Source organism: Actinacidiphila guanduensis, assembly GCF_900103985.1.
GTDB lineage: Bacteria > Actinomycetota > Actinomycetes > Streptomycetales > Streptomycetaceae > Actinacidiphila > Actinacidiphila guanduensis.
In genome coordinates, this window is sequence record NZ_FNIE01000004.1 from 520,885 (window position 1) to 533,535 (window position 12,651).

The 12,651-nt window shown below is 74.3% G+C and carries 8 protein-coding genes and 1 pseudogene; 2 read left to right on the plus strand and 7 right to left on the minus strand.

Annotated elements, in window-relative coordinates; all coding sequences use genetic code 11:
• Positions 1 to 887 precede the first annotated feature (887 nt).
• The 3 genes and pseudogenes from BLR33_RS11185 to BLR33_RS11195 form a co-directional block, all read right to left on the minus strand.
• A pseudogene (locus tag BLR33_RS11185) lies at positions 888 to 3,254 on the minus strand (GH92 family glycosyl hydrolase); the annotation flags it as partial.
• A 408-nt stretch (positions 3,255 to 3,662) separates the two neighbouring features.
• Positions 3,663 to 5,837, minus strand: a complete 2,175-nt coding sequence (gene helR / locus BLR33_RS11190) for an RNA polymerase recycling motor ATPase HelR (RefSeq protein WP_093784176.1) — start codon at positions 5,835 to 5,837, stop codon at positions 3,663 to 3,665.
• Positions 5,838 to 6,109: 272 nt separating this feature from the next.
• Positions 6,110 to 6,832: an SDR family NAD(P)-dependent oxidoreductase gene (locus BLR33_RS11195; protein ID WP_245771335.1), complete on the minus strand. Its 723-nt coding sequence runs from the start codon at positions 6,830 to 6,832 to the stop codon at positions 6,110 to 6,112.
• A 101-nt stretch (positions 6,833 to 6,933) separates the two neighbouring features.
• Here BLR33_RS11195 and BLR33_RS11200 point away from each other — a divergent pair, with 101 nt between their 5' ends.
• Both BLR33_RS11200 and BLR33_RS11205 read left to right on the plus strand, forming a co-directional pair.
• Positions 6,934 to 7,494, plus strand: a complete 561-nt coding sequence (locus BLR33_RS11200) for a MarR family winged helix-turn-helix transcriptional regulator (protein WP_093784178.1) — start codon at positions 6,934 to 6,936, stop codon at positions 7,492 to 7,494.
• Between the two features lie 81 nt (positions 7,495 to 7,575).
• Positions 7,576 to 8,835, plus strand: a complete 1,260-nt coding sequence (locus BLR33_RS11205) for an MFS transporter (protein WP_093784179.1) — start codon at positions 7,576 to 7,578, stop codon at positions 8,833 to 8,835.
• A gap of 205 nt (positions 8,836 to 9,040) precedes the next feature.
• Here the strand turns inward: BLR33_RS11205 and BLR33_RS11210 are convergent, their stop codons facing one another.
• From BLR33_RS11210 to BLR33_RS11225, 4 genes are all read right to left on the minus strand, one after another.
• Positions 9,041 to 9,475 (minus strand): universal stress protein, encoded by a 435-nt coding sequence (locus BLR33_RS11210; protein WP_093784180.1) that lies wholly within the window; start codon positions 9,473 to 9,475, stop codon positions 9,041 to 9,043.
• 254 nt (positions 9,476 to 9,729) lie between these two features.
• Positions 9,730 to 10,296 carry a DJ-1/PfpI family protein gene (locus BLR33_RS11215; RefSeq protein WP_093784181.1) on the minus strand — a complete coding sequence of 189 codons (567 nt, stop codon included), beginning with the start codon at positions 10,294 to 10,296 and terminating at the stop codon, positions 9,730 to 9,732.
• Between the two features lie 124 nt (positions 10,297 to 10,420).
• Positions 10,421 to 11,419, minus strand: coding sequence for a type I glyceraldehyde-3-phosphate dehydrogenase (gap, locus tag BLR33_RS11220; RefSeq protein ID WP_093784182.1), 999 nt, complete (start codon positions 11,417 to 11,419; stop codon positions 10,421 to 10,423).
• A 163-nt stretch (positions 11,420 to 11,582) separates the two neighbouring features.
• Positions 11,583 to 12,530, minus strand: a complete 948-nt coding sequence (locus BLR33_RS11225; RefSeq protein WP_093784183.1) for a GlxA family transcriptional regulator — start codon at positions 12,528 to 12,530, stop codon at positions 11,583 to 11,585.
• Between the last annotated feature and the right edge of the window lie 121 nt (positions 12,531 to 12,651).

The window sequence follows — 12,651 nt, forward strand, 5'->3', positions numbered from 1 at the left end:
AGGGCGAGGTGGTCGTTGTCGGGCAGGGTCAGCGACACCGCGGTCCGGCTCGCGTCGAGCGGGACGGCCAGGTGCCAGATGCTGACCGCGACGCCGTCCGGCCGGCCCTGGGCGTCGTAGCGGCTGTCGGCGCGGATCGCGGTGTCCTCGCCGAGCCGCGGCGAGCCGGCCGCCCAGTCGGTGGCCTTCAGGGTGACGGGCGCCGAGGTGCCGTCGGCGTAGTGGACGGTGGCGTTCGCGGTGACGTCGCCGTTGTGCGCGGAGAGCAGGACGTCCAGGCCCGAGTAGGCCCGCGGCACCAGGTCCAGGGTCTGGCCGTGCGCGGTGGCGAAGTTCTTCGCGTCGCCGGCGGTGTCCGGGAAGGTGTAGGCGTGGCCGGCGAGCACTCCGGTGCCGGGCGCGGGCAACTGCTCGGCGGGGAAGGCGAACCCACCGCCGTCGAAGCCGGCGCCCTGCGGGCTGCCCGAGGTGCCGACGCCGTCGGTGTCGTAGAGGGCGGTCAGGTCCTGCGGGCAGTCGCCGGCCGCCGCCTTGCAGTCGGCCGCGGCGACGGAGACCTGCACCGTCCTGCTGGCGCTCGGCCCGCCGTTCTGCCGCACCCGCACGGTCAGCGGGTAGGTGCCGGGCGGTGTGCCGGCCGGGGCGGTGATGTGCACCGGCACGGCGGTGGTGGCCGGCAGCGACCCGGAGTCGGCGTGCAGCGCGGTGCTCGCCGGGGTCGCGGTGAGCGGGCCGCCCGCACTGACGGTCAGGGTGCCCGAGACGTGGCCCGGTCCGGTCAGCACCCCGGAGGCGGTGACGTCCACGCCGCTGCCGCCGGCGAGCATGCCGGGGGCGGCCGGGGTGATGCCGGCCGAGGTGTGCCGCCGGTTGTCGGCGACGTGGTCCAGGGCGGGCGGCGCGTCCGCGGCGGCGGTGCCCCAACGGGAGGGCGCGGCGCCGACGGTGAGGGCGAGGTCCTTGCCGGCCTTGATGTCCGCGGTGGTGAGGTAGGTGTCGTCGAGCCGCTTGCCGCCCAGGGCGGCGGTCTGGATGTAGCGGTCGGTGTCGCTGCTGCCGCGGGCGGTCACGGTGAGCGTGCCGTGCGGGTAGTACGCCCGGTCCAGGGTGAGGTCCACCCGGCTGAACTCGGGGGTGGAGATGCCCCATTCGGCAGTGCCGGGCGCCAGCGGGTACAGGCCGATCGCGGAGAGCACCTGCCAGGCGGACATCGTGCCGAGGTCGTCGTTGCCGGTGACGCCGTCGGGCGCGTCGGTGAACAGGGTCAGCGCCGCGTGCACCACGTCGGTGGTCTTCCACGGCTGCCCGGTGGACAGGTAGGTGTAGGGCGCGTTGAGGTCGGGCTCGTTCTGCGGGTTGTACTTGTCCTGGTTGTAGTACGAGTAGGGGCCGTTGACCCACACGTTGCGGGCGGTGCCGGCCGGGTCCTTCAGCAGCTGGTCGTAGGCGAAGAAGGAGTCCAGCCGGGAGTTCGCGGTGTCCTGGCCGCCGATCAGGCCGACCAGGCCGGGCACGTCCTGCGGCACCAGCCACATGTACTGCCAGGCCGTGCCCTCGTGGAAGCCGACGCTGGAGGCGGGGTCGGTGGGGCCGGTGAACAGCCCGTCGTCGTCGCGGGCCTGGAAGAAGCCGGTGGCCGGGTTGAGGATGCTGCGGTAGTTCTGGCCGCGCGTCAGGTAGGTGGCCGCGTCCTTGGTGTGCCCGAGGTCGCGGGCCATGCCGCCGAGGGCGGCGTCGGCCAGCGCGTACTCCAGGGTGGCCGAGGGGCCGTGCTGGTAGTCGTCGTCACCGGGCTTGGGCTGCGGGCGGGCCGGGTCGTAGGGCACGAAGCCGTTCTTGAGGTACTCGGGGTCGGCCTGGCGCACCGCGGAGGGCGAGGAGTCCGGCGCGGCGTGGTCCACGTGCTTCTTCAGCGCCTGGTACGCCTCCTCCTCGTGCCCCTTGAGCAGGCCCTGCCGCCAGGCGTCCACCAGGAACGGGGTGACCGGGTCGCCGGTCATGATGTTGGTCTCCACCGTCGCGTAGCCCCAGCGCGGCAGTTGGCCGCTCTGCTCGCCGACCCGCAGCAGGGACAGCGCCATGTCCCGTGCCTCGTGCGGCGCGAGGAGCGAGAGGAGCTGCTGCTGGGTGCGGTAGGTGTCCCACAGCGACCAGTTCTGGTAGTAGGTGATCCCGTCGGCGGGGTGCACCTTGCCGTCCCAGCCCTTGTAGCGGCCGTCCACGTCGCTGCCGATGTTCGGGGCGAGGAAGGAGCGGTAGAGCGAGGAGTAGAAGGTGCGCTGCTGCTCGTCGGTGCCGCCCTGCACGCGGATCTGCGACAGCCGCTGCTGCCATGCCTGCCGGGCGGCGTCGCGGGCGGCGTCGAAGCTGCCCCTGCCCTCGGCGGCGAGGTTCTCCGCGGCGCCGGCCGGGCCGGTCCAGGACAGCGCGGTGACCGCGGTGACGGTGCGGTCCTCGGTGGTGTCGAAGCGCGCGTAGGCGCCGCCGAGGCCGGTGGAGGTGCTGGTGCGGCTGCCGGCGGTGACCGTGCTGCCCTTCCAGGTGCCGAAGGAGGCGAACGGCCGGTCGAAGCGGGTCTCGGTGTAGAGCGTGTAGGGCTGGGTGTCCTGGCAGAAGCCGCGGCCGGTGATGGAGGTGAGCACGGTGCGGTCGTCGAGGACGGTGACGGTGCTGCTGGTGACCTGGTGCAGCGCCTGGCCCGCGTCCAGCATCACGTTCGCCTGGCCGGTGGCGGGGAAGGTGTAGCGCTGCCAGCCGGTCCTCCTGGTCGCGGTCAGCTCGGCGGTGATGCCGGTGGAGAGCTTGACGCTGTAGGCGCCGGGCGAGGCGCTCTCGTCGTCGTGGCTGAAGGCCGCCGCGTAGGTGGCGTCGTCGGTGCTGGTGATGGCGCCGGTGGTCGGCAGCACGGGCAGGTCGCCGCCCAGACCGCAGCCGACGCCGGACAGGTGCACGGAGCTGAAGCCGAGGATGCGGTTCTGGTTGTAGTCGTAGCCGGTGTTGTGGCCGGTGTCGGGCGAGAGCTGGACCATGCCGAAGGGCACGGCGGCGCCCGGGTAGGTGTTGCCGTCGTTCTGCGTGCCGATGAACGGGTTGACCAGGTGCGTGAGGTCGCCGCCGTGCGGGGCCGAATCGAGCGCGGCGGCGTCCTGCGCGGGCAGCAGCGCGGCGACGGCGGCGGCCGCCGTGGCGAACGCGACCGCCACGGCCGCGGCCGCCCTGCGCGTTCTCCCGCGCGCCCTTGTCGTACGGTCCATCTCACCCTCCACAGCCGGACTCGACAACGTTGTCGGGAAACCGGGATGTGATGCTCCTCCTGTGACTGAAGGGGTGTCAAGGGTCCGTTCGTTACGACGTTGCACAGCCGCCCGGCCGGAGCGCTCTCCGCATGGCTGCTTCACAGGTGACCGAACTGAATGCCCGTCAGACGGCGTGCGACCTGCGAGGCAGGCCGGAGCACCCACGAACGGTCCCGCGCGGGCCGAGGGTGGGCATGACAGGATTCTTTCCCCGGGGCCGGGCGGTGCTTTACATCGTTGTACGGACCGGGTGCCGCGACACGGGTCCCCGGCGGCCGGAGCCCCGCACCGCTCCCGTCCTGCGGCGCCCCGTCCGCCGGAACGGGAGCGCCGCGTCCCCGGAGCCGGCCGACTGGGGCGCCCCCGCTACTCGGCGGTGAGGACGACGAGTTGCCGGGTTGCCCGGGTCATCGCGACGTAGCGGTCCACCGCTCCCTGGGTGCCCTCGCCGAAGGATTCGGGGTCGACCAGGACGACCAGGTCGAACTCCAGGCCCTTGGTGAGTTCGGGGGGCAGCGCCCGTACCCGGAGCGAGGCCGGTGCCGGGCCTCGGGCGCCGATGACGCAGGCGGTGCCCTCGGCGTGGGCGGCGAGCCAGCCGTCCAGGACCGTGTCGAGTTCGGCGACGGTCCCGTGCCGTACCGGGATGCCGCTGCTGCGCACGGCGGCCGGCACGTTGGCGTCGGGCAGCACGGCCCGGATGACGGGCTCGGCCTCGGCCATCACCTCTTCGGGGGTGCGGTAGTTGATGCCGAGCGAGGCCACGGTGATCCGGTCGAAGCCGACCCGCTCCAGCCGCTCCTGCCAGGACTCGGTGAAGCCCTGCCGGGCCTGCGCCCGGTCGCCCACGATGGTGAAGCTGCGCGAGGGGCAGCGCGCCAGCAGCATCTGCCACTGGGCGTCGGTGAGTTCCTGCGCCTCGTCCACCACGACGTGCACGAAGGGCCCGGCGAGTCGGTCCGGGTCGGCGGTGGGCAGCGCGGCCTGGTCGACCAGCGCCTCCTGCAGGTCCCGTCCGCGCAGCATCCGCACCGCGCCCTCGCTGTCGTCGCCGGCCGAGTCGGTGTCGGCGGCCGTGACGATCTCCTCGATGACGCGGGCCATCCGGGCGCGTTCGGCGTCCGCCGCGGCCTGCCGGCGCTGCTCCAGCCGCGCGGCCCGCGGGTCGCCGAGCCGCCGGCGGGCCGCGTCCAGCAGCGGCAGGTCGGCCGTCGTCCATGCCTGCGGGTCCTGCTTGCGCTGGAGGGCGCGCACCTCGTCGGGGCTCAGCCAGGGCGCGCACGTGCGCAAGTAGGCGGGCACCGACCACAGGTCGCCGACGAGGTCGGCCGCGTCGATCAGCGGCCAGGCCCGGTGGAGGGTGGCGACCAGCTCCTCCTCGTACTGCAGGGAGCGGCGCAGGAGTTCGGGCGGCACCTCGCCGTCGAGCCGGTCGGCCAGGATCGCGGCCAGTTCCTCCCAGATCTGTTCGCGCGCCTCGTTGTGCGGGGTGCCGGGGCCCGGGGCGTCGAACGCCTCGCCCCAGTCGTCGGGGCCGATCCACAGCTCGCCCCAGTCGGTCGCGACCGCCATGCCCTCGGTGGGCGGCTCCTCGTAGATGCGCACGGCCGCCTCGATCGCCTTGACCATGTCCGCCGTCGACTTCAGGCGCTCGACCTCCGGGTCGTCCTCGGGCCGCGCCTTGGCGCCCTCGGGCAGCAGGTCGCCGAGGGTGCAGGTCTGCACGCCCTCCTCGCCCAGGCTCGGCAGGACCTCGGAGACGTAGGCGAGGTAGGGCTGGTGCGGGCCGACGAACAGGACGCCGCCGCGCCGGTGACGGCCCTTCAGCCGCGGGTCGGAGTAGAGCAGGTAGGCCGCGCGGTGCAGGGCGACGACGGTCTTGCCGGTGCCGGGCCCGCCGTCCACGACGAGGGCGCCGCGCGAGCCGGCCCGGATCACCGCGTCCTGGTCGGCCTGGATGGTGGTGAGCACGTCGCGCATCCGGGCCGAACGGCTGCTGCCCAGACTCGCGATGAAGGCGGACTGGTCGTCCAGGGCAGCGTGCTGCTCCAGGGCGTCGGCGGTGAACGCCTCGTCCCAGTAGTCGCTGATCCGGCCGCCGGTCCAGCGGTAGCGGCGGCGGCTGGTCAGGCCCATGGGGTTGGCGTGGGTGGCGGCGAAGAAGGGCTCGGCGGCCGGCGAGCGCCAGTCGAGCAGCAGCCGGCGCCCGTCGCCGTCGGTGAGGCCGAGGCGCCCGATGTAGACGGGCTCGCCGTCCTCGCCGACGATGCGGCCCAGGCACAGGTCGAGCCCGAAGCGGCGCAGGGCACGCAGCCTGCCGGTCAGGCGGTGCACTTCGGTGTCGCGGTCCATGGCGGCGCGGCCGATGCCGCCGGGCGCCTTGCGCACGGCGTCCAGGTGCGCGGAGAGTTCGGCCACCGACCGCTCCAGGCTCCGCGCGATCTCGGCGAAGTGCCGCTCGTCGCGGGCGATGAGCGCGGGCTCGGCCTTGGCCGCGAGCCGCTCGGGCAGGTCGAAGACGCTGCTACGGGTCCCGGTCACCGCCCCGCCCCCTTCGATCCGCGAACCCTGCCAAGTCCTCGCATACACCCGCGCACTTCGCAATCCACCTGTTTCCCCGGTTTTCCGCATCAGGTCAGCGATTGTGCAGCACCCCCGGGGCCTTGCCGCAAGCCCCCCAGTGCGCTATAAGTTGAAAGTGGCGGGGAGAGGTCTCCCTGCTTTTCGCATGTCCGGGGCTCTTCGCCGGACCCCGGCCCGTCGAGGCGCGATCGAGGCGCCTCCAGCCGTGTCCGGCCGTGTTCCGGCTGTTCCTAGCGTGTGGTGAAGGCCCCGCCGTTGACGTGGAGGGTCTGGCCGGTGATGTGGCGGGCCGCGGGCGAGGCCAGGAAGTGGGCGGTCCCGGCGATGTCGTCCACCGTGCCCGGGCGCTTGTTGTGGGTCTCCGCCACCAGGTCGGCGTAACGGGCCTTCGTGAGTGCGCCGCCGAAGAAGCCGGTGCCCTCGACGAAGCCGGCGGAGATGACGTTGCAGGTGACGCCGCCGGGTGCGAGTTCGGCGGACAGGAAGGCGTTCCAGGCCGCGAGGGCGGCCTTGGCCGCGCCGTAGGAGCCGCCGCGCCGCTCGGCGCCGATCGAGCCGATGCTGATCACCGCCCCGCCGGGGGCGAGCTTGTCGCGCACCGAGCCGGTGGTCACCACGGCCGTGAGCAGGTTCTGCGCGAGGCTGTCCTGCCACTGGGCGAGCAGGGCCGCGAGCGCCGGGCTGTCCGCGGGTGCGCCGGGCAGTCCGCCGGCCGCGTTGACCACCACGTCCACGGTCGTGAACCGGGCGGCCAGCGCCGCCGCCCGGCCGGGGTCGGCCGCGTCGCACACCGCCCCCTCCACACCCAGTTCCGCCGCCGCCGAGGCGACGGTGGCGGCGTTCCGTCCGGTGATGACGACGCGGTCGCCGTCGGCGGCGAAACGCGCGGCGACCGCGCGGCCGATGCCGCTGCTGCCTCCGGTGACGAGCACGGTACGGGTCGAGCGGGTCACGGCGGTCCTCCTGGTGGGACGATCCTGGCGGTCGGGGCGAGCGGCGCCGTCGCTGCTACGTTTAGACCTAAACATAGTCGAGGAGAGCGGGGAACCCCACCGTGGCCGAGGAGCAGGACCCAGGACCCGTACCGTCCGCCGCCGAGATCGCCGCGGCCTGGCAGCGGGAGCGGCCGGGCACGCCCACCGCGTCGATCGAGGTCGTCACGCCGATCTGGCGGCTGGCCAAGCTCTTCGCCGACGACCGCGCCCGGGTGCTGCGCGGAGCGGGCATCGACGCCGCCACCCTCGACCTGCTCTCGGTCGTGCGCCGTTCCGGCCCGCCCTACGCGCTGAGCACCCGTCAGCTCGCCCACCGCACCCTGGTGACCGCGGGCGCGATCTCCCAGCGCGTGGCCCGGGCCGAACGCGAGGGCCTGGTCCGCCGCACACCCGGCACCGGCCGCCGCAGTGTCCTGGTGGAGCTGACCGAGGAGGGCCACGCGCTGATCGAGCGGTCCGTCGACGCCGTCCTCGGCCGCGAGGCCACCCTGGTCGCGGGCCTGTCCCCGCAGGAACGGACCTTGCTGATCGGCCTGTTGGACACGCTGCTGACCGACGTGCGCCGCCGCGTGTCCGCCCCGCCCGGACCGACCGCCCCGGGCAGCCGGACCGGCCCGTAGGGCGCGCCCGGCCACGTTGGACGCGGCGGGGTGCGGCGTCCACCCTGGAGGGGCAGGTGTCCCGGCGGGAAGGGCGGTTCCATGGCGTCCAGGAGCGCGCAGGCCGAGCGGGCCGCGGCCGCCGGCCGTGCCCGCTCGGTACGGCCGGCGGTGCGGGTCCCGCCCGGGACCGGCTTCTGGTTCACGGCCACCGCCTTCGCGGTCCTGATGGCCTTCGGCACCGCCCCCACCCCGCTGTGGCCGCTCTACGAGGCGAGGGACGGCTTCGGCGCGACCACGGTGACCGTCGCCTACGCGGTGCTCGTCATCGGCGCGGCCTTCGGCTTCGCGGCGCTCGGCCACCTGTCGGACCGGCTGGGCCGGCGCCGGGTGGTGGTGGCCGCGCTGGCGGTGGCGATCGTCGCGGCGCTCGTGCTCGCCTTCTGGACCGGCCTGGGCGGCCTGCTGGCGGGCCGGGTGCTCAACGGCGTCGGCATCGGCCTGATGGCCTCCACCGCGACGACCTACCTGTACGACCTGCACCGCCGCGCGCACCCGGACCGGCCGGTCTCCGCGGTGCCCGGGGTGGTGGCCACCATGGCGAACCTCGGCGGGCTGGCGCTCGGCCCGCTGGCGGCCGGCATCGTCGCGCAGTGGGCGCCGCACCCGTTGCCGGCCACCCAGCTCGGCTTCGCCGCGGCCATGGCGGTGTGCCTGGTGCTGGCGCTGTGCACGCCCGAGACGGTGGACCGCGGCCGCCGCTCGGCCGACCGCCCGGCGCGGTTCGCGCTGCGCCCGGGGGCGGCGAAGGTCTTCGCGGCCGCGTGCGGGCTGGGCTTCTTCTCCTTCGCGCTGCTCGGCCTGGTCAGCTCGCTCGGCGCGATCATCCTGCACACCGACCTCGGGATCGGCTCGCACTTCCTCGCGGGGCTGGCGCCGGCGCTGATGTTCGCCGCGGCCGCGGTGGGCCAGCTGCTGATCGGGCGGCTGCGGCCGGTGCCGACGGCGGTGGTGGGCGCGGTCGTCTTCCCGGTGGGCCTCGCCCTGGTCGTCGTGGCGACCCGCGACCCGCGGCTGTGGCTCTTCCTGGTGGCGGTCGCCGTGGCGGGCGCGGGCGCCGGGGTGCTCTTCAAGGGCGGGGTGATGGAGGCCGGGGCCGCCGCGCAGCCGCGCTCGCGGGCGGGCGTCCTCGCGGTGTACTTCATCGCCGGCTACGTCGGGCTCGGCGGTCCCTCGATCCTGTTCAGCGTGATCACGGACCACGCGAGCCTGGACCCGGTGATGCTGGGCTTCGCGGTGCTGCTCTCGCTGGGCGCGGCCGTCTCTGCGGCGGCGATCGCCCGCTACCACCCGGAGGCGTGAACGGAAGGCGCGAGCGGAAGGCACGAGCGGGCGCGCGGCACCGCGGGGTGCGCCCCCTGCGGGCGCCCGTACGCATGCGACGGCCCCCGCGGGGCCCCTTGGACCGGGGCCCCGCGGGGGCCGTGACACATGGCGCGGACCTCTTCGGACCGGGCGAGCGGTACGGGCCGGTGCCGCCGCAGCGCGGCCCCGCGGCCCCGCAGGCTCAGCCCTCGCTGTGCACCAGGAGCACCGAGACGCGGGCCGTCTTGGCCACGCCGCGGCTGACGCTCGGGTGCAGCAGCGCGGAGATGCCGCTGTAGTGGCCCGGGCCGACGGCTATCAGGTCGCTGCCCAGGGCCTCGGCCCGCTCCACGAGGATCGCGGCCAGGTCCTCGCGCAGGCCCTCGTCCACCTCGCCCTCGGCGGTGATGCCCTTCTCGCGCAGCACGGCCAGCGCCTCGTCGACCACCGTCTGCCCCTCGGCGGCGTCCTCGGTGGGCACCACGGAGGTGGCGAGCCCGGCGTCGTAGACCAGGGACGGGCGGATGTGGATGACGTGCACGGTGCCGCCGGTCAGCTTGGCGAGCTCGGCGACCGAGTCCAGGACGGCGTTACCGTGCGCCGAGCCGTCCACGGCGGCGAGGATCTTCTTGTACATGCGGATCAACTTCCTTGTCCGAAAAGGTCCGGCGGGTCTCACAGGGTGTGGCCCTCCCGCTCGTTCAGCCGTACGGGGGGCGGCCCGATTCCCGATTCTCCAGTGGCGCGCGCCACGTCCCGCAGCCGGGGTCGGCTGCCGCGCCCCGGACAGCCCCAGAACAGGCACAGGACAGGCAGGGGACAGCTCCCCGGCAGCCCCCGGACAGCGCGAAGGGCCCCCGCGCAGGGGGCCCTTGGCTCATACCGTGCCGGTCAGGCGGGCGGCGCCGCCTTGCGCAGCACCTCGATGAACGCCCGCATCCACGTGGGGTGGTCCGGCCAGGCGCGGGCGGAGACGAGGCTGCCGTCCACCACGCCGTCGCCGTCCTCGAAGGTCGCGCCGGCCGCGGCGACGTCCGGTGCGAGCGCCGGGTAGGCGGCCGTCGTCCGGCCGGCCAGGGCGCCCGCGGCAGCGGTGATCAGCGGTCCGTGGCAGATCTGCGCCACGGGTTTGCCCGCGTCGAAGAAGTGCCGGACGATCCGCTGGAGCGCGGGGTCGTTGCGCAGGTATTCCGGCGCGCGCCCGCCGGGGATCACCAGGGCCGCGTACGCGTCGGGCTCGACGTCCTCGAAGGCCACGTCGGCCGGCCAGGTGTAGCCCGGCTTCTCGGTGTAGGTGTCGAACCCGTCCACGAAGTCGTGCACCACGAACTGCAGTTTCTTCCTGGCCGGCGCGGCGACCTCGACCGCGTACCCCTCCTCCAGCAGCCGCTGGTAGGGGTACATCACCTCCAGCGACTCCGCCGCGTCCCCGGCGACCAGCAGCACCTTCACGCTCATCGTCCCGTCCTCTCCGCGTCCGTCCCCCCTCGTCCACCATCCCGCACTTTGCCGCGGCCGTCCCCCCTCCGGACGGCCGGGGCGAGGGGGACGAGGCGGGACGCCGACGCGCGAAGGAGCCGGCTCAGTCGCGCGCGAGCAGTTCGAGGGTGTCCACGACGCGGTTGGAGAAGCCCCACTCGTTGTCGTACCAGGCGACGACCTTCACGTGGCGCCCGTCGACGCGGGTGAGGGCCGCGTCGAAGACGGCGGAGGCGGGGCGGCCGGTGATGTCGCTGGAGACCAGCGGCTCGTCGGCGTACTCCAGGATGCCGAGCAGGGGTCCGTCGGCGGCGGCGCGGTAGGCGGCCAGCACCTCGTCGCGGGTGACGTCGCGGGAGACGGTGGTGTTGAGTTCCACGATCGAGCCGACCGGGACCGGCACCCGGATGGAGTCGCCGGAAAGCTTGCCATCGAGGTTGGGCAGCACCTTGCCGATCGCCTTGGCGGCGCCGGTGGTGGTGGGCACGATGTTGACGCCGGCGGCGCGGGCCCGGCGCAGGTCGCGGTGCGGGCCGTCCTGGAGGTTCTGCTCCTGGGTGTAGGCGTGCACGGTGGTCATGAAGCCGTGCTCGATGCCGGCCAGGTCGTCCAGGACGGAGGCGAGCGGCGCGAGCGCGTTGGTGGTGCAGGAGGCGTTGGAGACGATGACGTGGGCGGCCGGATCGTAGACCTCGGTGTTGACGCCGTAGGCGAGGGTGACGTCGGCGCCCTCGGAGGGGGCGCTGACCAGGACGCGCTTGGCGCCGGCCTCGATGTGGGCGGCCGCGGCGCTCGCGGCGGTGAAGCGGCCGGTGGACTCCAGCACGATGTCGACGCCGAGGTCGGCCCACGGCAGTGCCGCGGGGTCGCGCTCGGCGAGCACCTTCAGCGGCCGCCCGCCGACCACCAGGTCGGTCCCGTCGACCTCGACGCTCTCGTCGAGCCGGCCGAGGGCGCTGTCGTACTTCAGCAGGTGCGCGAGGGTCTCGGGGGCGGTGAGGTCGTTGACGGCGACGACTTCGAGGTCGCTCTTGCGGGCGAGGAGGGCGCGCAGCGTGTTGCGCCCGATGCGGCCGAATCCGTTGACGGCGATGCGGGTCATGGGGGTTCCTTTCGTTCTCGCTCCCCATGGTCGGCGCCCGGCCGCCGTTCCGACATTGGCCGGGCCGCCATGGTGCGCAAGCATCCCGCCAGACCTTTCGCCACGGCCCGCAAGGATCTCGCCAGGCTCTCGCAGCCCGTGGCGGCCGCCCCCAGGGGCGGCCTCAGGCCGAGAAGGTGTGCCGGTACTCCGTCGGCGAGGTGCCCAGGATGCGCTGGAAGTGCAGCCGCAGGTTCGCCCCGGTGCCGAGCCCGACCCGCACCGCGATCTGCTCCACCCCCAGCTCGGTGCGCTCCAGCAGCTCGCGGGCGAGGTCCACCCGCGCCCGCAGCACCCACTGCATGGGCGTGTAGCCGGTGTCCTCCACGAAGCGGCGCGAGAAGGTCCGCGCGGAGACCCGGGCGTTGCGCGCGAGCGCCTCCAGGGTCAGCGGCTCGGCCAGGTGCTCAAGGGCCCACTCGCGGGTGCGCGCGAAGACCTCGCCCAGCGGTTCGGGCACGCTGCGCGGTACGTACTGGGCCTGCCCGCCGCTGCGGTAGGGCGCGGCCACCAGCCGCCGGGCCACGTGGTTGGACAGGCCCACGCCGTGGTCGCGCCGGACGAGGTGCAGGCACAGGTCGATCCCGGAGGCGGCGCCCGCGGAGGTGAGCACGTCGCCCTCGTCGACGAAGAGCACGTTCTCGTCCACCCGCACCAGCGGGTGCCGCCGGGCGAGCGCCTTGGTGTAGTGCCAGTGCGTGGTGGCCCGCTTGCCGTCGAGCAGGCCGGTGGCGGCCAGCGCGAAGGCGCCGGTGGAGATCGCGGCGAGCCGGGTGCCGCGCTCGTGGGCGGCGAGCAGGGCGCCGACGACCGCGGCGGGCGGCTCGGTCGTCGCGGGCTCGCGGTAGCCGGGGATGAAGACGGTGTCGGCCTGGGCGACGGCGTCCAGGCCCTCGGCCACGTGGTAGGACAGCCCGTCGCCGCCGGTCACCGGCCCGGGCGCGGCCCCGCACATCCGCACCTCGTAGGGCATGCTCGGCCGGTTGGAGAACACCTGCGCCGGGATGCCGACGTCGAGGGGCTTCGCGCCCTCCAGCACCAGCACGGCGACGCGGTGGTTCGTGCGGCCCATCGCCGCCCTCCTCGGAGTCGTACGGGCACCCGCGCCCGTGTTGGCCTGGATGACACCTGCCGCAAGTATCGTGCCACCGGCGAACGGGCGCAGGCATCGCCGCCCGCAGTGGGGGATCGCC

Excerpts from the sequence above, each read along its gene's own strand:
- BLR33_RS11205 (WP_093784179.1), top strand. The coding sequence starts at position 7,576 with ATGGCGTCCAGGAGCGCGCAGGCCGAGCGGGCCGCGGCCGCCGGCCGT.
- BLR33_RS11225 (WP_093784183.1), bottom strand. The coding sequence starts at position 12,530 with ATGGGCCGCACGAACCACCGCGTCGCCGTGCTGGTGCTGGAGGGCGCG.
- BLR33_RS11215 (WP_093784181.1), bottom strand. The coding sequence starts at position 10,296 with ATGAGCGTGAAGGTGCTGCTGGTCGCCGGGGACGCGGCGGAGTCGCTG.
- BLR33_RS11210 (WP_093784180.1), bottom strand. The coding sequence starts at position 9,475 with ATGTACAAGAAGATCCTCGCCGCCGTGGACGGCTCGGCGCACGGTAAC.
- gap (WP_093784182.1), bottom strand. The coding sequence starts at position 11,419 with ATGACCCGCATCGCCGTCAACGGATTCGGCCGCATCGGGCGCAACACG.